22 protein-coding genes and 1 tRNA gene are annotated in these 22,583 nt (G+C 71.9%); 15 read left to right on the plus strand and 8 right to left on the minus strand.

All coding sequences use genetic code 11. The features are described from left to right. Positions 1–169: 169 nt before the first annotated feature. The 4 genes from uvrB (at position 170) to EYQ95_RS13605 (ending at position 4,309) form a co-directional block, all read left to right on the plus strand. Positions 170–2,194, plus strand: coding sequence for an excinuclease ABC subunit UvrB (uvrB, locus tag EYQ95_RS13590; protein ID WP_132327758.1), 2,025 nt, complete (start codon positions 170–172; stop codon positions 2,192–2,194). A 68-nt stretch (positions 2,195–2,262) separates the two neighbouring features. Continuing rightward, positions 2,263–2,337 (plus strand) — tRNA-Val (locus EYQ95_RS13595). A 161-nt stretch (positions 2,338–2,498) separates the two neighbouring features. Continuing rightward, a complete protein-coding gene (locus EYQ95_RS13600; protein ID WP_165924735.1) occupies positions 2,499–3,608 on the plus strand; it encodes a sensor domain-containing diguanylate cyclase in 1,110 nt (369 codons plus the stop codon). Positions 3,609–3,691: 83 nt separating this feature from the next. Further along, a complete protein-coding gene (locus tag EYQ95_RS13605; RefSeq protein ID WP_165924736.1) occupies positions 3,692–4,309 on the plus strand; it encodes a hypothetical protein in 618 nt (205 codons plus the stop codon). Positions 4,310–4,360: 51 nt separating this feature from the next. Here EYQ95_RS13605 and EYQ95_RS13610 read toward each other — a convergent pair whose 3' ends face one another. From EYQ95_RS13610 to EYQ95_RS13625, 4 genes are all read right to left on the minus strand, one after another. Continuing rightward, the gene (locus EYQ95_RS13610) at positions 4,361–4,579 is read right to left on the minus strand and encodes a hypothetical protein (protein WP_132327761.1); all 219 of its coding nucleotides are present in this window, start codon (positions 4,577–4,579) and stop codon (positions 4,361–4,363) included. Between the two features lie 258 nt (positions 4,580–4,837). Beyond that, positions 4,838–5,677, minus strand: coding sequence for a chemotaxis protein CheX (locus EYQ95_RS13615; RefSeq protein ID WP_132327762.1), 840 nt, complete (start codon positions 5,675–5,677; stop codon positions 4,838–4,840). A gap of 11 nt (positions 5,678–5,688) precedes the next feature. Continuing rightward, positions 5,689–6,060 (minus strand): response regulator, encoded by a 372-nt coding sequence (locus tag EYQ95_RS13620; protein WP_243699929.1) that lies wholly within the window; start codon positions 6,058–6,060, stop codon positions 5,689–5,691. Positions 6,061–6,130: 70 nt separating this feature from the next. Further along, a complete protein-coding gene (locus EYQ95_RS13625) occupies positions 6,131–7,399 on the minus strand; it encodes a TIGR03862 family flavoprotein (protein ID WP_132327764.1) in 1,269 nt (422 codons plus the stop codon). An 85-nt stretch (positions 7,400–7,484) separates the two neighbouring features. Here EYQ95_RS13625 and EYQ95_RS13630 point away from each other — a divergent pair, with 85 nt between their 5' ends. From EYQ95_RS13630 to EYQ95_RS13650, 6 genes are all read left to right on the plus strand, one after another. Then, positions 7,485–9,104, plus strand: coding sequence for a serine hydrolase (locus tag EYQ95_RS13630; RefSeq protein ID WP_132327765.1), 1,620 nt, complete (start codon positions 7,485–7,487; stop codon positions 9,102–9,104). 30 nt (positions 9,105–9,134) lie between these two features. Continuing rightward, complete coding sequence (locus EYQ95_RS26380) at positions 9,135–9,287, plus strand: hypothetical protein (RefSeq protein WP_165924737.1); 153 nt, start codon at positions 9,135–9,137, stop codon at positions 9,285–9,287. Between the two features lie 28 nt (positions 9,288–9,315). After that, positions 9,316–9,660, plus strand: coding sequence for a hypothetical protein (locus EYQ95_RS13635; protein WP_132327766.1), 345 nt, complete (start codon positions 9,316–9,318; stop codon positions 9,658–9,660). A gap of 23 nt (positions 9,661–9,683) precedes the next feature. After that, on the plus strand, positions 9,684–10,439 hold the full coding sequence (locus EYQ95_RS13640) for a sulfurtransferase (RefSeq protein WP_132327767.1): 756 nt from the start codon (positions 9,684–9,686) through the stop codon (positions 10,437–10,439). A gap of 65 nt (positions 10,440–10,504) precedes the next feature. Further along, on the plus strand, positions 10,505–11,026 hold the full coding sequence (locus EYQ95_RS13645) for a pyridoxamine 5'-phosphate oxidase family protein (RefSeq protein ID WP_132327768.1): 522 nt from the start codon (positions 10,505–10,507) through the stop codon (positions 11,024–11,026). A 309-nt stretch (positions 11,027–11,335) separates the two neighbouring features. Beyond that, entirely contained in the window at positions 11,336–11,863 is a 528-nt protein-coding gene (locus tag EYQ95_RS13650) for a beta-lactamase hydrolase domain-containing protein (RefSeq protein WP_132327769.1), read from the plus strand. An 89-nt stretch (positions 11,864–11,952) separates the two neighbouring features. Here the strand turns inward: EYQ95_RS13650 and EYQ95_RS13660 are convergent, their stop codons facing one another. Further along, positions 11,953–14,043, minus strand: coding sequence for a DEAD/DEAH box helicase (locus tag EYQ95_RS13660; RefSeq protein WP_243699930.1), 2,091 nt, complete (start codon positions 14,041–14,043; stop codon positions 11,953–11,955). 185 nt (positions 14,044–14,228) lie between these two features. Between EYQ95_RS13660 and EYQ95_RS13665 the strand changes: the two genes are divergently transcribed. From EYQ95_RS13665 to EYQ95_RS13675, 3 genes are all read left to right on the plus strand, one after another. Further along, entirely contained in the window at positions 14,229–15,788 is a 1,560-nt protein-coding gene (locus EYQ95_RS13665; protein ID WP_132327800.1) for a YdiU family protein, read from the plus strand. An 83-nt stretch (positions 15,789–15,871) separates the two neighbouring features. Further along, positions 15,872–16,549, plus strand: a complete 678-nt coding sequence (locus EYQ95_RS13670) for a DUF5666 domain-containing protein (RefSeq protein ID WP_132327770.1) — start codon at positions 15,872–15,874, stop codon at positions 16,547–16,549. 28 nt (positions 16,550–16,577) lie between these two features. Then, positions 16,578–18,458 carry an ATP-binding cassette domain-containing protein gene (locus EYQ95_RS13675; protein ID WP_132327771.1) on the plus strand — a complete coding sequence of 627 codons (1,881 nt, stop codon included), beginning with the start codon at positions 16,578–16,580 and terminating at the stop codon, positions 18,456–18,458. Between the two features lie 22 nt (positions 18,459–18,480). Here the strand turns inward: EYQ95_RS13675 and EYQ95_RS13680 are convergent, their stop codons facing one another. Beyond that, complete coding sequence (locus tag EYQ95_RS13680; RefSeq protein ID WP_132327772.1) at positions 18,481–18,876, minus strand: antitoxin Xre/MbcA/ParS toxin-binding domain-containing protein; 396 nt, start codon at positions 18,874–18,876, stop codon at positions 18,481–18,483. Positions 18,877–18,989: 113 nt separating this feature from the next. After that, positions 18,990–19,859, minus strand: coding sequence for an SDR family oxidoreductase (locus EYQ95_RS13685; RefSeq protein WP_132327773.1), 870 nt, complete (start codon positions 19,857–19,859; stop codon positions 18,990–18,992). A gap of 94 nt (positions 19,860–19,953) precedes the next feature. Here EYQ95_RS13685 and thpR point away from each other — a divergent pair, with 94 nt between their 5' ends. Both thpR and EYQ95_RS13695 read left to right on the plus strand, forming a co-directional pair. Next, positions 19,954–20,511, plus strand: a complete 558-nt coding sequence (gene thpR / locus EYQ95_RS13690) for an RNA 2',3'-cyclic phosphodiesterase (protein WP_132327774.1) — start codon at positions 19,954–19,956, stop codon at positions 20,509–20,511. Positions 20,512–20,551: 40 nt separating this feature from the next. After that, positions 20,552–21,298 (plus strand): DUF72 domain-containing protein, encoded by a 747-nt coding sequence (locus tag EYQ95_RS13695; RefSeq protein WP_132327775.1) that lies wholly within the window; start codon positions 20,552–20,554, stop codon positions 21,296–21,298. Between the two features lie 229 nt (positions 21,299–21,527). Here EYQ95_RS13695 and EYQ95_RS13700 read toward each other — a convergent pair whose 3' ends face one another. Further along, a complete protein-coding gene (locus EYQ95_RS13700; protein ID WP_132327776.1) occupies positions 21,528–22,574 on the minus strand; it encodes a YbaY family lipoprotein in 1,047 nt (348 codons plus the stop codon). Positions 22,575–22,583 lie beyond the last annotated feature (9 nt).

Genomic DNA, 22,583 nt, shown 5'->3' on the forward strand with positions numbered 1-22,583 from the left:
ATCGGAGCAGGGCACGGCGCCGTGTCGGACAAGTCCGGGCGGCTGTGTGCGGTCTCGGGCTGTGCGCCGGCGATCGGCCAGGCTGGCGGGTCGCCGGGCGCGTGCCTGGCGGTCAGTCGCCACCGCCCCGTGACGTCCGGCGCCTAGACTGGGCAGTGAAGGAGCCCGCATGACCGAGTCGAACCGCTTCCAGCTCGTTTCCCCCTATTCGCCGGCCGGCGACCAGCCGCAGGCGATCGAGCGCCTCGCGAACGGCTTCGAGGCGGGGCTGGCGCACCAGACCTTGCTCGGCGTGACCGGCTCGGGCAAGACATACACGATCGCGAACGTCGTGCAGCGCATCCAGAAGCCGACAATCGTGATGGCGCCGAACAAGACGCTGGCAGCGCAGCTCTACGGCGAGTTCAAGGCGTTCTTCCCGCACAATGCGGTCGAGTATTTCGTCAGCTACTACGACTACTACCAGCCCGAGGCCTACGTGCCCTCGAGCGATACCTTCATCGAGAAGGACAGCTCGATCAACGAGCACATCGAGCAGATGCGGCTGTCGGCGACGAAGGCGCTGCTGGAGCGGCGCGACACGCTGATCGTCTGCACCGTCTCGGCGATCTATGGCCTCGGCAATCCGTCCGAGTACCACCGGATGGTGCTGCACATGGTGCGTGGCGAGCGCATCGACCAGCGCGAGCTGATCCGCCGCCTCACCGAGATGCAGTACACCCGCAACGACACCGAGCTGCGCCGCGGCACCTACCGCGTGCGCGGCGAGGTGATCGACGTGCATCCGGCCGAAAGCGACGCCGAGGCGCTGCGCATCGAGCTCTTCGACGGCGAGATCGAGCAGCTGTCGGGCTTCGATCCGCTGACCGGCGAGGTGCTGCGCAAGCTGCCGCGCTACACGATCTACCCGAAGTCGCACTACGTCACCACGCGGCGCACCGTGCTGGACGCGGTGGAGACGATCAAGGCCGAGCTGCGCGAGCGCCTTGAGCAGCTGTACGCGCAGAACAAGCTGGTCGAGGCCCAGCGCCTGCAGCAGCGCACGACCTTCGACCTCGAGATGCTCGCCGAGGTCGGCTTCTGCAACGGCATCGAGAACTACTCGCGGCACATGACGGGCCAGATGCCCGGCGAGCCGCCGCCCTGCCTGTTCGACTACGTGCCGCCGGACGCGCTGCTGGTGGTGGACGAGTCGCACGTCACCGTGCCGCAGGTGGGCGCCATGTACAAGGGCGACCGCTCGCGCAAGGAGACGCTGGTGGAATTCGGCTTCCGCCTGCCCTCGGCGCTCGACAACCGGCCGCTGAAGTTCGAGGAATGGGAGGGTCGGGCGCCGCGCGCCATCTACGTCTCGGCCACGCCGGGGCAGTACGAGCTTCAGAAGTCCGAGGGCGAAGTCGTGGAGCTGGTCGTGCGGCCCACCGGCCTCATCGACCCGGTGGTCGAGGTGCGGCCGGTGGCGACGCAGGTGGACGACCTGCTGGGCGAGATCAACCTGCGCGTGGCGATGGGCGACCGCGTGCTGGTGACTACGCTCACCAAGCGCATGGCCGAGAACCTCACCGAGTACCTGACCGAGCACGGCATCAAGGTGCGCTACCTGCACTCGGACATCGACACCGTCGAGCGCGTGGAGATCATCCGCGACCTGCGCCTGGGCAAGTTCGACGTGCTGGTGGGCATCAACCTGCTGCGCGAGGGCCTGGACATGCCGGAGGTGTCGCTGGTGGCGATCCTCGACGCGGACAAGGAGGGCTTCCTGCGCTCGGCCGGCTCGCTGATCCAGACCATCGGCCGCGCGGCGCGCAACGTGCGCGGCAAGGCGATCCTCTACGCGGACGCGGTCACGCGCTCGATGAAGATGGCGATGGACGAGACCGACCGCCGGCGCCAGAAGCAGGTCGAGTACAACGCCGAACACGGCATCACGCCGCAGTCGGTGGTGCGGCCCATCCACGACATCATGGAGGGCGCGCGTTCGGAGCCCGACGAGGCCAAGGGCAAGGGCAAGAAAGCGCGCCGCGTGGCCGAGCCGGAGACCGACTACGCGCAGCTCAGCCCGGCCCAGCTGGCCTCGCGCATCAAGGCGCTGGAGCAGCAGATGTACCAGCACGCCCGGGACCTCGAGTTCGAGGCCGCCGCGCGCGTGCGCGACCAGCTGCGCAAGCTCAAGGAGGCGGGGTTCGCGGGCTGATCGGCTTGCCCCCGCGGGCCCGGCTGGCTACACTGTGCGCCCTTCGCCGGGGCTTTGGCTTCGGCAGCGGGCGGTTAGCTCAGCGGTAGAGCACTACCTTGACATGGTAGGGGTCACAGGTTCGAACCCTGTACCGCCCACCACTTACGTGGTCACGAACGGCGCGATCTCCGGATCGCGCCGTTTTTCGTCGTTGTGCGACGCGCATCGACGGTGAACAGTGACGAATTCCCGTTGGTGGCTCACGCGCGTTTTATGCCGGCTGCGGGAGTATGCGCGGCCGTGCAACAGCAGGCCGCAACTCGTGCTGACAGCCGGTCGACCCCAATCCCCGAGGGGCCTGCCCTGGATTACAACCTCGGCCAAGGACAGCGAGATCCATCGCCTGCGCAGCCTCGTGGCCGCGCTGGCGAGCATTGCCGAGCATCCGGGCGAGACGGGCCGCTTCATCGAGGACGCGCTGGACACGGTGGTCGCGCTCACGCGGGCCACGGGGGGCGTGGTGCTTCTCGACGGCCCGGGCCCGGGCATGCACGTGGCCTGCGCCCGGGGGCAGATGGAGCAGGTGGCCGAGCACGACTACAACGCGGGCGGTACGCTGGCCCGCGCCAGCCTCGATGCCCGGCTGATGCTGCGCAGTGACGCGACGCTGCAGGACGATCGCATCCAGGGTGACGCCCGGCGGCGCCACCGCCTCCATTCGCTGATCGGCACGCCCCTGCGTTATGGCGAGGAGGTGCTGGGCGTGCTGGAGATCTGCTCCTCGGTGCCCCAGGCGTTCGACGACATCGACGCGCAGGCCGTCGCGCTGGTCGGCACCGCCGTGGGCGGCGCGCTGGGGCGCCAGCTGGCGCTGGAGGAGAACGCGCGCCTGCTGGATCGCCTGCACGACGCACTGCTGGACACGCAGGCGACGGCCCGGATGTACCAGGACGCCGCCTCGCTCGATTCGCTGACCGGGCTGCCCAACCGCGCGTCCTTCGTGACCCAGCTGGAAGCGGTCTGCGCCGCGCACCAGGGCCAGCCGCACCGCTTCGCCGTGCTCTTCCTCGATCTCGACGACTTCAAGTCCATCAACGACACCTATGGCCATGCCATGGGCGACGAAGTGCTTCGCGCCACCGGGATCGCGTTGCGCGAGACCCTCCGCGACACCGACGTGGTGGCACGGCTGGGCGGTGACGAGTTCGTCGCGCTGCTCACCTCGCTGCGCGATGCCGATCGCGACGTGCCCAGCGTCGCCAACGCGCTCGAGGACGAGCTGGCGCGGCCGCGGCTGGTGAACGGGGTGCGGATGCGGATCCGCGCCAGCGTCGGCTGGGTCGTGCACGACGGGCAGGCGACGGCGCGCCAGATCCTGCATTCGGCCGATTCGGAGATGTACGCGCACAAGCGCTCGCGGCGGGGGCGCTGAGCGCCCACCGCGCGGTCACGCCTGCGGGGCTATTCATCGTCCACCGTCGCCGGTTGGCGACACGGATGCAGTGGAGAACCGCCATGTCCAAACCCCTTCCCGTCCTCCTGCCGCTCGCGCTCGCGCTGGCCCTGGCCGCCTGCGGCCAAGGCCGTGAGGACACGCTGGCCGACGGTGCCGTCGACATGCCCTCCGCGGGGGAGTCGGAGGCGTCCGCGCAGGACGTGGGACCGCCTTCGCCGTCCTCCGCCGCCGCCGGGCCGGCCACCGGCCGCCCGGGTGCCGGCACCGGAGCGGGCGCCGGCGCGCCCGCCAGCGCCGGCCCCACGCTGCGGCTGCAGCCCGCCATGGCCGGGCATGCCGCCTATCTGGTCGATGGCGCCGGGCGCGCGCTCTACATGCTCGAAGGCGACCGCGCGGGCGAGAAGTGCACGGGAGACTGCCTTAAGGCCTGGCCGCCGGTGCTCATGGAAACGGCGCAGCCCACCGGCGAAACCGGCCTGCCCGGGGCGATGATCTCGACCGCGGCCCGGCCCGACGGCAGCCGCCAGGTCACCTACAACGGCCACCCGCTGTACCGCTACGCGGCCGATGCAGCGCCGGCCCAGGCGCAGGGGCACGGCGTGAAGGACAGCTACGGCAGCTGGTACCTCGTGTCGCCGCAGGGCGGGAAGGTCGAGGGTGCGATGGCGGGGCACTGAGCCCCGCCCTGAGGGGCCCGGGGCTGCCGGTCCGGCCCCGGGCACGCGGGCTCAGTTGTCCAGCCCGACCACCATCCCGGGCCGCTCGACGTGGATCGCATGCCGACCGGCAGGCGACAGGCTGCGGTCCCAGGACGACTGCAGCATCCCCTTGGCCAGCAGATCCTCGACCAGCGCCTCGTCGATGCGTGCCCGGGCATCGACCGCGAGCAGGCGCAGCGCGCTCAGTTCGCGCTCGGTGAGGACGGAAGGCTGCTCGCTGGTGCTCATTGGTCGGATCCCCTCGGATGCGGCGAGTGGCCAGTCTCGATCGGTCCGCATTCAACGCGCCGTGAAAGGCGCGGACGCTGCGGCCTTGCCTGCAAGCCGATCCGTGCCGCGGCAGGGCAGGGCGCCGACTGGCGGCAGTTGCAGCGGACGGACGGAGCGCGGAGACGGCTCCAGCGCCGCCGCGCATCACCCGCGGCGCACCCAGCGGGGCGACCCGGCCACCCCGTGGCCGCCGCCCGGGCTCCGGCGTCGGCGACCTCAGCCGATGACGAGGACGAACGGGCCGAGCTGGGAGGCCATGGCCACCAGGACCTGGCCCTCGGCGGCGAGCGCGGGGAGCGTCGTCGAGAAGTCGGGCGGCTCGGCGCGGTAGGCGGCATCCTCGGGCAGCGAGTCCTTCACGACATAGCCCATGAGCACGTTGACGAGCTCGCCATAGGCATCGCGCGCGAGCTCCGCGTCGCAGGCGTCGACCGGCAGGGACATGAAGGCGGCGCCGAGCGCGGCGACCGTGGCGTCGTCGGCGGCCAGGCCGATCACCAGCGGGCGGTCGGCGGCCACGCGGACGATGGCCACCGCCCCGAAGGCCGGAAGCGCGGCCGGGTCGACCACCGCGGAGAACTGGCACTGCGTGCGCAGCAGGCGCGGGAAGAGCTTGTTGCAGGCGGCGATGGCATTGGCGACGCGCCGGCCGTGCTGGTGCGCGGCGAGCATGCCGTCCAGCGAGCGCATGGCATCGTCGCGCTCGCCGGCGTGCTCGCGCAGCTCGGCTTCCAGGCGCGCGGCGTCGAGGAAGCCTTCCTCGACCAGGATCTCGCCGAACAGCTTGCGCCGCGCCTTCTGCGTGTCGAGCAGCTGCGCGACCTCCTCGCCCGTGAGCAGGCCCATGGCTTGGGCGATGTCGCCGAAGCGCTTGTCCTCGCGACGCTGGCGCTCGTTGATGGTCAGCGCCTGCGATGCGGTCAGCATGCCGAACTCCACCGCGATCTCGCCCAGCGCAGGGTTGGACGCGCGCTGCACGTCGAGCGCGCGCAGCAGCTGCGCGGAGCTGATGACGCCCTTTTCCAGCAGGAACTGGCCGAAGAACTTGGCTGCCATGCGCGCGTTCCTCAGGCGGCCACGACGTCGGCGAGCACGCGCGCCAGCGTGTCGCGGTCGATCGGCTTCTGCAGGTAGCTGCGCGCGCCCATGCGCAGGCACTGCTCGATGTCGTTCTGCGCGCCCAGCGAACTGAGCACGACCACGCGCGCATCGGGGTCGAGCTCCAGGATCCGCCGCAAGGCCTCCTTGCCGTCGACCTGCGGCATCACCAGGTCCAGCAGCACGACGCTGGGCCGCAGCGCCTGGTACTGCTCGACGGCGCGCGCACCGTTCTCGGCCTCGCCGGCCAGGTCGTAGCCACAGGCGTCGATCTGCTGCGCGGTGAGCATGCGCAGCGCGCGGGAGTCGTCGCAGAGCAGGACGGTGGGACGGGCGCTCATGATGGTTTCCTGTTCCTTGCGCGTTTCCGGCGCGCACCGCGGCCACCGGGCGTGGCAGCCGTCGCAGAGCTTATCGGCTCGGCAGGGGCGGGCTTGAGCCCTGCGAGGCGATGAAGGCGGCGGCCCCGCGTCCGGCCCGCAGGCCGCTGGCGAAGCAGGCGGTCAGCAGGTAGCCGCCGGTGGGGGCTTCCCAGTCGAGCATCTCGCCGGCCACGAAGGTTCCCGGGCGGCCCTGGAGCATCAGGTTCTCGTCGACCGCTTCCAGCCGCACGCCGCCCGCGCTGCTGATGGCTTCGGCGATCGGCCGCGGCGAGGCCAGCCGCAGCGGCAGCCGCTTGAGCGTGGCGGCCAGCCGCAGCGGATCGGCCGGCAGCGGGTGGCCGAGGGCTTCCACCAGCAGCCCCGCCTGCACCGGCGCGATACCGGCCTGCCGTCGCAGGTGCTCGCCCAGGCTACGGCCTCCACGCGGACGGGCGAGGGCGGCGCGCAGGGCGGTTTCGTCGCGGCCGGGCACGAGGTCCAGATGCAGCGTCGTGGCTCCTTCGCGCTCGATCGCTTCGCGCAGATCCGCGGCCAACGCGTAGATCAGCGACCCCTCGATCCCGGCCCGGCTCACCACGCACTCGCCCTGCAGTTCGCGCGCGGCGCCATGCACGTCTGTCCAGTGGGCGACCACGGGCTTGAGCGGGGTGCCGGCGAAACGCGCGGCGAAATGCGGCGTCCAGGCGATGTCGAAGCCGCAGTTGGCGGGCCGCAGGGGGGCGACGTCGATGCCGGCCTGCGCGAAGGGCGCGACCCAGGCGCCGTCGGAGCCGAGCTCGGGCCAGCTCGCGCCGCCCAGGGCGAACACGGTGGCGGGCGCGGCGAACGCGCGTTCGCCGTCGGGCGTCTCGAACCGCAGCGCCTGGCCATCGAAGCCGGTCCAGCGGTGCTGGACATGGAAACGCACGCCCGACTCGCGCAGGCGCCGCACCCAGCCGCGCAGCAGCGGCGCGGCCTTGAGGTCGACGGGGAACACGCGTCCGGAGGTGCCGACGAAGGTCTCGATGCCGAGCCCTCGCGCCCAGTCGCGCAGGGCATGGGCGTCGAAACCGTCCAGCCACGCCGCCACGGCCTCCTGGCGCTCGCGGTAGCGCGCGTCGAAGGCAGGGCGCGGCAGCGAGTGCGTGAGATTCAGCCCGCCCTTGCCCGCGATCAGGAACTTGCGGCCGACCGAGCCCTTCGCCTCGAAGACGTCCACTTCCACGCCGGCCGCGCGCGCGGTCTCGGCCGCCATCAGGCCGGCAGGGCCGCCACCGACGACGGCCAGGCCGGGGAGCGGGAGGGGGCGTGTGGACATCATGGGCTCCGTGGCAGGGCGCACAGCATGCCTGCGGCGGCGGGCGTCGGGTATCGTCGGCCGCACGATCAGGATCCGCCGCCGCATGACTGCACGCCTCATCGCCGCCTGCGCGCTCGCGCTGGCCTTCGCCTCGTCCCCGCAGCAGGCCTTCGCGCAGACGGTGCCCGTCGATGCCCAGGCCCGCGACTTCGCCGCGCTCGACGCCGCCATCGAAGCCACGCGCAAACGCTTCGACGTGCCCGGCGTCGCCGTGGCCATCGTCAAGGACGGGCAGGTGGTCTACGAACGCGGCTTCGGCGTGCGCGAGCTCGGAAAGCCCGGCGCGGTCACGTCCGACACCCTGTTCGCCATCGCGTCCAACACCAAGGCGTTCACCGCGACGGCGCTGTCGATCCTCGCCGACGAGAAGAAGCTGAGCCTGGACGACCGCGTGGTCGACCACCTGCCCTGGTTCCAGATGTCGGACCCGTACGTGACCCGCGAGATGCGCCTGCGCGACCTGCTCGCGCACCGCAGCGGCCTGAGCCTGGGCGCGGGCGACCTGCTGTACTGGCCGGAGACGGACTACACGGGGGAGGAGGTCGCGCGTCGCCTGCGCCACGTGCCGCTCACCGGCGGTTTCCGTGACCGCTACGCCTACGACAACATCCTCTACGGCGTCGCGCAGCTGGTCATCGAGAAGGCGAGCGGGCAGAGCTTCGAGCGCTTCCTGCAGACCCGCATCCTCGATCCGCTCGGCATGCGCGCCACGCGGTACAACGCCGACCATCTGCGCCGGGGCGACGAGGTCGCCACGGGCCATGCGAAGGCCGATTTCAAGGACCTTCGGCCCGCGCCGCGCATGACCTGGTCCAACGTGGCCGGGGCGGGAGGCATGTACTCGAACGTGCGCGACATGGCGCGCTGGATGCGGGTGCAGCTCGACGGCGGCGTGATCGCCGGCGAGGGCGCCGGCGCCAGGCGCCTGGTGAGCGAGGCACGTCACCACGCATCCTGGCAGGTGATCATGCCGATGAACGTGCCCGCCAGGCCGGCCGTGCCGCAGCTGGGCGCGTCGAAGCCGAATTTTCTCGGCTATGGCGAGGGCTGGATGCTGTCGGACTACCGCGGCCGGCGCCTGGTCTGGCATACCGGTGGCTGGCCGGGCATGGTCTCGCGCCTGACGATGGTGCCCGAGGCCAGGCTCGGCGTGGTCGTGCTGACCAATGCCGAGGTCGGCCAGGCCTTCAATGCGATCACCTACAGCGCGCTCGATACATTCCTCGACGTGCCACGTACCGACTGGGTCGCCGCCTATGGCGCCGCGTTCGACAAGGCGCACGGCGACGCGGACGCGGACTGGCAGGCCCACGTGGCCCGCCGCGACGCGGCGTCCAAGCCCTCGCTGCCGCTCGCTCGCTATGCGGGCACCTACCGCGACCCGTGGTACGGCGAGGTGGTGGTGGAACCCCGCGGCGACGGGCTGCAGCTACGCTTCGCGCGCTCGAAGAACCTCGTTGGCCGGCTCGAGCACTGGCAGCACGACAGCTTCATCGTGCGCTGGGACCAGCGCTGGCTCAATGCCGATGCCTTCGTCGACTTCGACCTCGACCACGACGGATGCATCCGCGAGGTCCGGATGGAGGCGATATCGCCGCTGACCGACTTCAGCTTCGACTTCCAGGACCTGCGGCTGGCGCCGGTCGGGGGCGATCGTGGATAGTCGGTCCCATTACCCGTACGGAACCCGCGCATGAGCTGGGTCGCGCTGCTCGTCCTCGTCGCCGCCGCCTGGCTCGCCTTCAAGGCGGTGGGCCTGTTCGTGCGCCTGTTGCTGTGGGTCGTGGTGCTGGGGCTGGCCTACTGGCTGCTGGCCCCGCACCTGGGGCTTTCCGTCCCGTGGTGACGGCGCTGCCTGCCCGTGGAGTGAATGCATGAGCTGGCACGTCTACGAGACCGGGCCGATCGACTACGGCTGGCACCACCTGGCGACCGTTCGCGAGACGCTGGCCGCGCTGGCGGTGCCCTGCGAGGGCAGCGACCCGCGCGAGGGTATCGACAGCACCGCGGCGCTGGCCTTCCTGCGCAGCTGGGAGGCGGCCAAGGACGCCGCCATCGCGGCCGGCTGGGAGGGCCACTTCCGGCTGGAGCCGCGCGTGTTCTGGCTGCCCGACGCGCTGGAGATGGTGCACGGCTTCGTCTTCAAGCAGGACCACAACGGGCGTACGTTCGTAGTCTCGCCGCGGCCGCTGGCCTACCTGCACGCGGTCCCGGGCTGAGGCGTGCCGCCTAGAATGGCGGGATGCTGCTCAACGTCGCCGCCTACCAGTTCGCTCCCGTGGCCGCTCCCGATGCGCTGGCCGGGCGCCTGCGCGGGCGTGCGGAGGCCGCGGACGTCCGCGGCACGATCCTCGTCGCCCCCGAGGGCGTGAACCTGTTCCTGGCCGGCAGCGAGGCCGGCGTGGAGACCGTGCTGGACGAGGTGCGCGCCGAGCCGGGCTTCGCCGCGCTCGCGGCCAAGCGCAGCTGGAGCCGGGCGCAGCCCTTCGGCCGGCTCAAGGTCAAGGTCAAGCCCGAGATCATCACGTTCCGACGCGAGGGCAGCGCGCCCCTGGAATCCCGTGCACCCGCCGTGGCCCCGGCGACGCTCGCGCGCTGGATCGCGCAGGGGCGGGATGATGCGGGTCGTCGCCTGGTGCTGCTGGACACGCGCAACCGCGAGGAATTCGGCTACGGCACGTTCGAAGGGGCACTCACGCTTCCCATCGACAACTTCACCGAGCTTCCCGCCGCGCTCGAACCGCATCGCGAGGCGCTGGCGGACGCGACCGTCGTGAGCTTCTGCACCGGCGGCATCCGCTGCGAAAAGGCCGCGCTGTTCATGCAGGCCGACGGCATGCCCAACCTGCTGCAGCTCGACGGCGGCATCCTGGGCTACTTCGAGGAGGTGGGCGGCTTCGGCTACCAGGGCCGCTGCTTCGTCTTCGACGGCCGCGTCGCGCTGGACCCGGCCCTGCAGCCCCTGGTCGACGACACGCCTGCACAGGGCGGCCGCTGACGTTTCACCCGGCGTTGCCCGCGGGTCGGTTTGCATGGTGGTTCCCCATGCCCACGGAACGCGACATGGACCGACAGGACACCGCCCGCCACGCGCCCGATCGCGAAGCGGGCCTCGAGAAGCTGCGCAGCCTCATCGAGGGCATGCACGTGGCCATGCTCACGACGCAGGGTGAAGACGGCCGCCTCTTCAGCCGCCCGCTCGGCACCCAGGGCGTGGAGCGCGATGGCGACCTCTGGTTCGTCACCGGTTTCGACAGCGAGAAGGTCCGCGAGATCGAAGCCAATCCGCAGGTCAACGTGGCCTACGCGTCGAAGGACGCGAACACCTACGTCTCGATTTCCGGCATCGCCAGCGTCACGCGCGACCGCGCGACCATCGAGGCGCACTGGACGCCCGCGATGTCCATGTTCTTCCCGCAGGGCAAGGACGATCCGAACCTCTGCATGCTGCGCATCGAGGCGCAGAGCGCCGAGTACTGGGACGGCCCGGGCAGCGCGGCCGGGAAGGCGCTGTACTTCCTGTTGACCGCGGTGACCAGCAACCCCGGCAACCTCGGCGAGAACGCGCGCATCAACCTGCAGTAGCGATGCGGGACGGCCCCCCCGACGCGGGCCCGTCTGCCGCGGCCGCGTCGGCGCCGCGATGCGTCGTGCCTCGTACTTCGCCGCGGCGAGCGCCGGGCGCTCCTGATCCGCGTGTCACGCGGGACGGGGTGCTTGCCCCTGGATGCGCAGCCCGCGCCGTTCGGCCTGGAGTGGGATGCCGCGCGATACTGTTCCGGTCCGCGCCCGCGCGTGCGGGCGTTGCCCGCACAGGCCCCGGACCTTCGTTCCCCCGGCGGCCCGCAGGGCTTTTCATCCACCGGCTGGTCAACCGCGCCGAGGCTCGTCGCCATGAAGCTTCCCTCTGTCCTACTCCTCGCCACCGCACTCTCACTGACGGCCGCCGGCACGCCGGCCATTGCGAACGAATTGCCGCCGGTGCCGAATGCGGTCGTGGCTGCGCCCGGCATCGTGTCGGGCGGGCGGCTCGGGCCCGGCGAGCTGGCCGGCGTGCGTGACGCCGGCATCCGCCAGGTGATCGACCTCACGCCGGATGCCGAGACGCCGGATTTCGATGCGGCCACCGCCGTGCGCGAGGCCGGGCTGGCCTACGCCAACCTGCCACTGGCCGGTGCGAAGGACCTCACGCCGGAGAACGTCCGCAGGTTCGACGCGCTGCTGCGCGATGCCGAACGGCCGGTGCTGGTGCATTGCGCCAGCGGCAACCGGGTCGGCGCGATGGCGGCGCTTCGCGCGGCGTGGATCGAGGGGCGACCGGCCGAGGAGGCGATCGAGGTCGGCCGCGCCTGGGGGCTCAAGGGGCTGGAAGGCGAGGTGCGCCGACGGCTGGAGGCAGCGCCGGCGCCGGCGTCTCCCTGACGCCGGCTCGGCACGCGACCGGCCCGCATGCCGGCGGCATCGGGCACCCGCGGGACAGGGTCGTGCCGATGCGCGTCCTGCCGGCGCGCTCAGCGCTCGCGGCGGGGCGGGCGGCCGCCGAATCCACCGGGGCCGCCGCGGCGCGGGCCACCGGGCCGCGGGCGGTCGCCTTCGCCGGCCCCGCCGCGCCGGGGTGGTGCCCCCGTATCGCGGCTGATCTTGAGCTGCTGCCCGGCCACGCGCACGCGCCTCAGGTGCTCCATCAGCTCGTGCGGCATCCCCTCGGGCAGATCGATCAGGGTGTACGAGTCGCGGATGTCGATGCGGCCGATGTAGCGGCTCTCGAGATCGGCTTCGTTCGCGATGGCGCCCACGATGTTGCCCGGCTTCACCCCGTGCTGGTGGCCGACCTCGATACGGAAGGTCTCCATGCCGACCTCCGGCGCCTGGCGCGGCGCGCGCTCGCGCGGGCGTTCGTCGAACAGGCGCTCGGCGTCGTTGCGCACGGGGCGCTCGTCACGCGGGGCGCGGTCGCGCTCGAAACGCGGGCCGCTGCGGTCGAAGTCGCTTCGCGCACCGGCTTCGCCGTGTTCGCCGGCCCGGGCGGCATGGGGGCGGTCGACATCGACGTGCGTCCTGCGCTCGGCCTGCACCGGGGGCTCGCCGCGCTCGGGCCGGTCGTAGGTACGCTCGGGGCGGGGTGGTCGCGGCTCGCGGTCGAAGCGTGCACGCTCGGGCCGCTCCGCGCGCTGCGGGCGGTCCGGGTACGCGCCACGCTCGCGCGGCGCGCGCGTGCCGCGCTCGTCGCGCGCGTGCCGCGGCGCCTCGCGCAGCGGATCGTGGCTGGCATCCATCAGCAACGGCGACTCGCCCTGCAGCAGGCGCGCCAGGGCGGCGGCGATCTCCACCGCGGGCACGTTGCGCTCCTGCTCGAAGCGTTCGATCAGCTCGCGGTAGGTGCCCAGGTCCGGCGACTCCAGCGCCTCGGAGATGCGCGAGAGAAAACGGTCGACCCGGCGCTCGTTCACGGCCTCGATGCTCGGCGGCTCCATCGGCTCGATGGGCTGGCGCGTGGCGCGCTCGATGGCGCGCAACATGCCGCGCTCGCGCGGGGTCACGAACAGGATGGCCTCGCCCGTGCGGCCCGCGCGGCCGGTGCGGCCGATGCGGTGCACGTAGCTCTCGGTGTCGTAGGGGATGTCGTAGTTGAGGACGTGGCTGATGCGCTCCACGTCCAGCCCGCGCGCGGCCACGTCGGTGGCCACCAGCACGTCGATGCGGCCGTCCTTGAGCTGCTGCACGATCTTCTCGCGCTGGGCCTGCTGCACGTCGCCGTTGAGCGCCGCCGCCGCGATGCCGCGGGCGGCCAGCTTCTCGGCGAGCTCCTCGGTGGCGATCTTGGTGCGCGCGAACACGATCATCGCGTCGAAGGTCTCGGCCTCCAGCACGCGGGTGATCGCGTCGAGCTTGTGGTGGCCGCTCACGGCCACGTAGCGCTGGCGGATGTTGGCGGCCGTGGTGGTGGTCGCGCGGATCGCGATCTCGACAGGTTCCTTCAGGTAGGTCTGCGCGATGCGCCGGATCGGCGGCGGCATCGTGGCGGAGAACAGCGCGACCTGCCGCGTGGGCGGGGTGGCGTCGAGCACGGCCTGCACGTCGTCGATGAAGCCCATGCGCAGCATCTCGTCGGCCTCGTCCAGCACCAGGCAGCGCAGTTCGGAGAGGTCCAGCGTGCCGCGGCGCAGGTGGTCGATGACGCGGCCCGGCGTGCCGACGACGACCTGCACGCCACGGCGCAGGGCGTGCAGCTGCGTGCCATAGCCCTGGCCGCCGTAGATCGGCAGCACGTGGAAGCCGGGCAGGTAGTGGGCGTACTTCTGGAAGGCTTCGGCCACCTGGATGGCGAGTTCGCGCGTGGGCGCGAGTACCAGCGCCTGCGGCTTCGGGCTCGCCACGCCGGCGTCGATGCGCGCCAGGATGGGCAACGCGAAGGCCGCCGTCTTGCCGGTACCGGTCTGCGCCTGGCCGATCAGGTCGCGGCCTTCCAGCAGCGGCGGGATGGTGGCCGCCTGGATGGGCGAGGGGGTCTCGTAGCCGACATCGGCCAGCGCGCGCAGCAGCGGCTCGGGCAGCGCCAGGTCGGTGAAGGCGATGGATTGGGGATCGTTTTCGGCGCTCATGGGGGAGCTCTGGCAGCGCCGGGCGGGCCGGTCGGGGGCGGCAGTCTACCCGCAGCACCCTCATGCGCCGCGCGAATGCAGGCGCGGAGTTCATGTCCTGGCGGCTACGCTGGCGCGCCCGCCCGCGTGCCGCGCATGGTCGATCCCCATTTCTCCCTCCGTCCTGCAGGACGCGCCGCATGAGCCTGGGCGCGCTGCGTTTCGACAATGCCTTCGTGCGCGAGCTGCCCGGCGACCCGGTGGCCGCCAACACGCGGTGCCAGGTGCAGGGCGCGCTGTGGTCGGCGGTGGAACCTACTCCGGTGGCCGCGCCGCGCGTGCTCGCGGTATGGCGCGAGATGCTCGACGCGCTGGGCCTGGACGAAGCCGACGCGGCGACGCCCGAGTTCGCCGCGATCTTCGGCGGCAACGCCCTGCTCGCCGGCATGCAGCCCTATGCCGGCAACTACGGCGGCCACCAGTTCGGCCACTGGGCGGGGCAGCTGGGCGACGGGCGGGCGATCACGCTGGGCGAGGTCGTGAACGCCGCCGGCGAACGCTGGGAGCTGCAGCTCAAGGGGGCCGGGCCCACGCCGTATTCGCGCACGGCCGACGGCCGGGCGGTGCTGCGCTCGTCCATCCGCGAATTCCTGTGCAGCGAGGCCATGCACCATCTCGGCGTGCCGACCACGCGTGCGCTCAGCCTGGTGGGTACCGGCGAGCAGGTGGTGCGCGACATGTTCTACGACGGCCATCCCGCGCCGGAGCCGGGCGCGGTGGTCTGCCGCGTCGCGCCTTCGTTCATCCGCTTCGGGCATTTCGAGCTGCCGGCCTCGCGAGGCGACACCGGCCTCCTGCGCCGCCTGTTCGATTTCTGCATCCGCCGCGATTTCCCCCACCTGGACGCATCCGCGCCCGACGCCGTCGGCGCCTGGTTCGCCGAGGTCTGCGAGCGCACGGCGGTGTTGATCGGGCACTGGATGCGCGTGGGCTTCGTCCACGGCGTGATGAACACCGACAACATGTCCATCCTCGGCCTGACGATCGACTACGGCCCCTACGGCTGGATCGACGACTACGACCCGGACTGGACGCCCAATACCACCGACGCCCAGCGGCGCCGCTACCGCTTCGGCCAGCAGGCGGCGGTGGCCTACTGGAACCTGGGGCGGCTGGCGGGCGCCATCGCCACCCTGGCCGACGATGTCGAACCACTGCAGGACGGCCTCGCGCGGTACGTGGGCACCTACGAACGCGTCGAGCGCGAGAACGCCGTCGCCAAGCTCGGCCTCGCCTCGTTCCGCGAGGGCGACCTGCAGCTGATGGAGGACCTGCAGGCCTGGATGCACGCGACGGAGGTCGACATGACGCTGTTCTTCCGCGGGCTGGCCGACGTCGACCCCGCCTCGGGCGACATCGCGCCACTGGCCGGGGCGTTCTACGACGAGGACAAGCGCAGCTCGGGCGAGCCGGCGCTGCGGGCATGGCTGGCGCGCTATGCCACGCGGCTGGCTGCCGACGCCGAAGCGCCAGACGTGCGCCGCGAGCGCATGCGGCGGGCGAATCCGCGCTACGTGCTGCGCAACTACCTCGCCCAGCAGGCCATCGAGGCGGCCACCAGCGGCGATCTTTCCGAACTGCATGTGCTCATGGACGTATTGCGCCGGCCCTACGACGACCAGCCGGGCCAGGAACGCTTCGCCGCGCGGCGGCCGGACTGGGCGCGCCGCAAGGCGGGCTGTTCCATGCTCTCCTGCAGCTCCTGACGACCGACGCTTCACCGCGCGTGCGCCACCCTGCCGGCTTCCGACACGGAGGCAGGCCCATGGCGATCCAACGGTGGCGGAGCATGCACGTCCTCCTCGGCCTGCCGCTGGCCCTGCTGCTCGGTGGCTGCGCCGGTTTCCCGGGCAGCTACCCCGGTGGCGGCGATCCCTACGGTTACCCGGATCGCGGCTACGGTGGCGATCCCTACGGTTACCCCGACCGCGGCTACGGCTCGCAGGTCGTTGCCGGCAGCGTGCAGGCCTTTGACCCGTCCAGCGGCCGGCTGCGGCTGGCCAGCGAGGGCGGCTACGGGCCCTACGGCTCCAGCATCGAAGTCTGGGTCGACAGCGGCACGCGCCTGTTCTACCGGGGGCGCGAGCAGGACGTGGGCGGACTGGAGCCCGGCGACCGGGTACGGATCGACGTGGTCGATGACGGCCGCCGGCTCCGGGCCCGCAGCATCGAGGTCACGCACAACGTGCGCGAGGGCGGCTATTACGGCGGCGACGCCGGCTCCTTCGAGGCCGCGGTGCGCTACGTGGATCCGCGGCGCCGCCTGATCGAGGTCACGCGGGGCGGCTACACGGGCCGCGTCGAGCAGGTCTGGTACGACGAGCGCACGCGCTTCGACCGTCGCGGCCAGCCGGTGGGCGCGACGCAACTGGAGCCCGGCGATCTGGTGCGCATCCAGGCGCGGCCCTCCGGCGGTGGCTGGCTTGCGACATGGGTGACGGTGACGGTCGACGCACGTTCGCGTTGAGCCGGGCCGCCGCCCGTAGAATGGCGGCATGCCCCTGATCACCCTCCAGGCGGTCGACTTCAGCGTCGGCGGCCCGCTCCTGCTGGACGGCGTCCAGCTGTCCATCGAGCCCGGCGAGCGCATCGCCGTCATCGGCCGCAACGGCGCCGGCAAGTCCACGCTGCTCAAGCTGCTCTCGGGCGAGCTGCAGCCCGACGACGGCGAGATCCGCCGGGAGGACGGCGTGCGCGTCGCCCGGCTGGAGCAGGAGGTGCCGGCCGACACCGCGGGGCAGGTCTTCGACGTGGTCGCGGGCGGGCTGGGCGGGGCGGGCGAGCTGCTCGCGCGCTTCCACCACCTGAGCGCGGCCGCCGTCGTCGACGCCGCGGCGCTCGCCGAGGTGCAGGCGCGCATCGAGGCGGCCGATGCCTGGTCGCTCGACCAGCGCGTGTCGGAAGTGCTCACCCGCCTTTCGCTGGACGGGGAAGCGCCGTTCGCCAAGCTCTCGGGCGGCATGCGGCGCCGCGTGATGCTGGCGCGCGCGCTCGTCTCGCAGCCGGACGTACTGCTGCTCGACGAGCCCACCAACCACCTCGACATCGAGTCCATCGACTGGCTCGAAGCCTTCCTCAGGTCCTGGCGCGGCACCTTGGTATTCATCACGCACGATCGCCGCTTCATGCGTTCGCTGGCCACCCGCATCGTCGAGATCGACCGCGGCGCGCTCACCAGCTGGCCGGGGGACTGGGAGAACTACCTGCGGCGCCGCGAGGAGCGCCTGCACGCCGAGGCGCAGGAGAACGCGCGTTTCGACAAGCTGCTCGCGCAGGAGGAGGTCTGGATCCGCCAGGGCATCAAGGCGCGCCGCACCCGCGACGAGGGCCGCGTGCGGCGGTTGAAGGCCATGCGCGAGGAGCGCGCGCAGCGCCGCGAACTGACCGGCAAGGTTCGCATGGAGGCCGCGCAGGCCGAGGCCTCGGGCCGCAAGGTGATCGAGGCCCGGGACGTCTCGGTCGCGCTCGGCGGCCGCGAACTGCTGCGTGGCTTCTCCACCACCATCTTCCGTGGCGATCGCATCGGCCTGATCGGCCCCAACGGCTCGGGCAAGACCACCCTGCTCAAGACGCTGCTGGGCGAGCTCTCGCCCGACAGCGGCGAGGTGAAGCTCGGCAGCGGCCTGCAGATCGCCTATTTCGACCAGTACCGTGCCACGTTGCGCGAGGACTGGAACGCGATCGAGAACGTGGCCGAAGGCCGCGAGTTCGTCGAGCTCAACGGCAGCCGCAAGCACGTCATCGGCTACCTGCAGGACTTCCTGTTCACGCCCGAACGCGCGCGTGCGCCGATCACGCGGCTCTCCGGCGGCGAGCGCAACCGCCTGCTGCTGGCGCGCCTGTTCGCGCAGCCCTCGAACCTGCTGGTGATGGACGAGCCGACCAACGACCTCGACGTCGAAACGCTGGAGCTGCTCGAGGACCTGCTCGCGGACTACGCCGGCACGCTGCTGCTGGTCAGCCACGATCGCGATTTCCTCGACGGCGTGGTGACCTCCACGCTGGTGATGGAAGGCGAGGGGCGTGTTGGCGAGTACGTGGGTGGCTACAGCGACTGGCTCCGGCAGCGACCCGCGCCGCGCGAGGCCCCGCGCGAGGAGACCCGGGTACCCGCGCGCGCGCCCACGCCCACGCCTGCGGCGACGGCAGCGCCGGCCAGGCGAAAACTCAGCTACAGGGAATCGAAGGAACTCGAGCAGTTGCCGGCGCGCATCGAGGCGCTGGAGGCCAGGGTCGCGATGCTCACCGACGCGCTGGGCGATCCGGCCTTCTACACGCGCGATGCCGCCGCCATCACGGCCCACAACGCCGAGCTCGCGGCCGCGCAGGCCGAACTCGACGGCGCGTACGCGCGCTGGGCCGAACTGGACGCCTGATTCGGCTACGGCGCAGCGCGGCTCACCACAGGCAGTCCTTGCAGCGCGCCTCCATGTGCGACACGAGGCGATCGAGGCCCCCGGCCTGCCGCAGCAGCTCCACCGGGCGCGCACCCAGGGCCGGTTCCTCGCGCCCCAGCCAGGCCCGGGCCTGCTCGATGGAGCCGAACACGTCGCCCAGCGCCCGGTGCAGGCGCACGAACTGCACGGCGCGGCTGCCCACCTTGCTGTCCGGCGTGAGCATGCGCTCGCCCGACAGGAGCTCGGCCGCGATGACCGCCTCGGTATCCAGCAGCGCGGCCACGTCGCGCGCAGCCAGCCCGAAGCCGCGCGCGGCCTGCACCGTCGCCAGCGTCAATGCGGCTGGGGAGACCCGCGGGGTCCCCTGCGAAACGTCGAGCACGTGCGCCCTGGCCATTGCCACCTCCGTGTCTGCATGCTCCCGCGTCCCGCATGAGCGGCAGGTGCAGGCCACCGGTACGACCGGGGCCCGCCACGCGGGCGTTCATCCTCGTATCGAGGCCGTGAATTTCAGCCGATGAAGCCGCCACCATTGACGTGGATGAACTGGCCGGTGACGTAGCTGGCGTCCTCGCTGGCCAGGAACACGTACGCCGGGCCGAGTTCGCTGGGCTGGCCGGCTCGGCCCATGGGCGTGTCCCGCCCGAATTCCTTCTGTTTCCTGCGGTCGTAGGTGGAGGTGATCAGCGGCGTCCAGATCGGCCCCGGCGCCACGCCGTTCACGCGGATGCCGCGCCCGACCACGTTCTTGGCCAGGGAATACGTGAAGGTCTCGATCGCCCCCTTGGTGCTCGCGTAGTCGAGCAGGTGTTCGCTGCCGCGGAACGAGGTTACCGAGCCGGTGTTGATGATCGCGTCGCCCGGGCCCATGTGCTCGAGCGCGAAGCGCGTCACGAAGAAGTAGGGGTAGACGTTGTTCTCGAAGGTCGTGCGCAGCTGCCTGGCGCTGATGTCCTCGAGCGCATCCTTCGATACGTGGTCGGCCAGGTTGTTGACGAGGATGTTCAGCCCGCCCAGCTGCCGGACCGTCCGCTCCACGGCGCGCCGGCAATGCGCCTCGCTGCGTGCATCGCCCTTGATGAGCAGGCAGCGCCGGCCTTCGGCCTGCACCATGCGCTCGGTGTCGCGCGCGTCGCCGTCCTCGTCGAGGTACATGATTGCCACGTCCGCCCCTTCGCGGGCGAAGTGCACGGCCACCGAGCGTCCGATGCCGCTGTCGCCGCCGGTCACCAGCGCGACGCGGCCCTCGAGCTTGCCGCTTCCGCGGTAGCTTGCGCGGATCGTTTCCGGCTGCGGATCCATCGGGCGCTGGCGGCCGGGGCGCGTGAGCTTCTTGGCGGGGGATGCGTCCTTTCCTTTCGACGTGGTCTTCTTGGCCATGGCGGTGCTCGCTCGGGTAGGGCGGGATCCTCGCCACCGCCGCGTGGCTGCGGCATGAAGCCGCGCGAACCCGGCCGTGCGTACAGTGCCGTGCATGCAGCCCGACTCCGTTTCCAGCCCGCGCGACCCGCATCGCCTGTTCTTCGCCCTCTGGCCAGCCGACGCGCTGCGCGAGGCCATGCGCGGCGCGACCGACCGCGTGGCGGCCTTCCGGGGCACGGGCCATCGGATCGATCCGGCCAAGTACCACCTGACGCTGCACTTTTTGGGCAGCCTGCCCGAGCCGCCCGATGCGCTCATCGAGCGCTGCCGGGTGGCCGCCGGGCAGGTGGACTGCAGCGGCTTCCATCTCGTCATCGACCGTGCAGGCGGCTTTCCCGGCGCCCGGGTCGGCTGGCTGGCGCCTTCGGGGAATTCGGGGCTGGACGCGTTGTGGTCGGCGCTTGGCCAGGCGCTGGACGAGGCCGGCGTCCAGCGCCGCGGCGCCGAGCGGTTTTCCCCGCACGTGACCGTGCTGCGCGGGCTGGCCGGCCGCATGCGCGAGGTGCCGGTGGAGCCGTTGTCCTGGCCCGTCGAGGATTTCGTTCTCGTGCACAGCCACGACGGGCGCTACGACGTGGTCGCGCGCTGGCCCCTGCGTGCGGCAGGCTGACGTCACGCCGCCGATGCCCGGCACTGTCGAGGCTTCCGCGATGCAGGCGATCAACGCCCGAGGGTTCCGCGTCGGTACGGCAGGCTGGGGCCTGCCCAGCGTGCATGCCTGCGATTTCCCGGGTGAGGGCACGCACCTGGCGCGTTATGCGCGCCGCCTCGGCTGCGTCGAAATCAATTCCTCCTTCTACCGTCCGCACCAGCGCAGGACCTACGCGCGCTGGGCCGACTCGGTGCCCGACGGATTCCGCTTCGCGGTGAAGTTCCCGCGGCAGGCCACGCACCAGGCGCGCCTGCGCGACACGGATGCGATCGTCGACGCGTTCGCCGGGCAGGTCGAGGGCCTGGGTGACCGGCTGGGGCCCGTGCTCGTGCAGCTGCCACCCAGCCTGGCCTTCGACGCGGACGTCGCCGACGCCTTCTTCGCGACCCTTCGCGCGCGCGTGCCGGGCCCGGTGGTCTGCGAGCCGCGGCATGCCACGTGGTTCGACGCGGGTGTCGATGCGCTGTGGGCGCGCCACCGCATCGGGCGCGTCGTGGCCGATCCGGCGCGCATTCCCGCCGCGGCGCAGCCGGGCGGTGCGGGCGAGGTGGCCTACTGGCGCCTGCACGGCTCGCCGAAGATCTACTACGACGCCTATGGGCCCGAGCGCCTGCAGGCCTGGGCCACCGCCATGCGCGAGGCCCGGCGCGAGGGGCGCGAGGTCTGGGTCATCCTGGACAACACCGCGCTCGGCCATGCCTACCCTGACGCGTTCGAGCTGGAGCGCCTGCTGGGCCTGCGCTAGAGCGGTGTAGCCTTCGATGCGGCATCGACCATCGCAACGGCGGAATGCGTGCCGCGGACGGCTTCCCGGCGGCGGCCTTCGATGGCTCCATCCAGCGTTTCGCCGTCGTGCGTTGCATGGCCCGCGGCCTTGCCCGGCTGCAGCCGCGGGAGCCTGTGGGTGGCTCGAGGATCTTCGATTTCCCCACGACGCAAGCGCATCGACGCGCGAGTTGCATCCTGGCGATGCGTCACTCGCCCAGCCAGCCGCCGCAGCCTGTGTAGCGCCGCGTGCCCACCTGCAGCGTCGCCGTGGCTTCGAAACGCTGGCCGCTCATGCCGTCCACGCACGTGCGGCGCTCGATGACGAGACGTACGTCCTCCACGCCCGCACGGGCCGAAAAGCCCGATGCCAGCGGCCTTGCGGCCAGATCGAGCTCGCGCTCGCCGTAGTCCAGCGATGCGCGCAGGTGTGGGTCGGGGCCACGGTCGACCTCCACGAACCAGCCCGGCTCGTTGCCCACCGCGCGGAAGGCCACGCCGCGCAGCAGCGCCTGGTTCCAGGGCGAGGGCTGCCGCGCCTGCACGCAGTCGCGCGCGGGCTCGCCGTCGATCGTGAAGTGCCCGCTTGCGCCCTTGGTCCAGAACTCGTTGCCCGCCGCGTCGGCATAGCGCGCGCCGGAGGCCGAGCGCGCCAGCGGAAGGGTCCAGCTGCGGGCGTTGGCGTCCAGGCGCACCGTTCCCGCGCCGGCGGGATGGCGCGACATGACGCCCAGTTCGCCGCATTCCCAGTGATGCGCGCTGCCTGGCGTCGCATCAGGCGGGACGGCGGCGATGCGCCCGCTGGCGCGATGGAGCAGCAGCTTCACGGGCCGGCCTTCGCCGGGCACGACCGGTACGGGGGCGGGGGTCGCGAACCAGCGCTCGCCGTCGGGGCCGACCAGCTCGGCCTGCAGGGCGTAGCGGCCGGCGGCTGGCACGCGCGCGCCGTCATAGGGCAGGGAGAACGGGATCGGCGGGCCGGCCACGTCGGGCCACTTCGCGGTGGCGAGTACCCGCGGCGTCGCGGTGTCGACCGCCAGCAGCTCGACGGTCAGCGAGGCGCCGGGCGGCATTTTCACGCGCTCGCGGTAGGTCGCTTGCCCGAGGATGACCGTATCGCGCGCGGGCTGCGCGGTGCCGACGCCGGGGTCGGCCGGCGCGCGCCGCGGCGGGCCGCTGCCCTCGCCACGGCTGGTGGCCTGGCAGCCGGCGAGCAGCAGGGCGATGGCGAACGGGGCGTGGCGTGGCAAGCGCATGGCGACCTC

It is taken from the genome of Lysobacter sp. N42 (assembly GCF_004344885.1).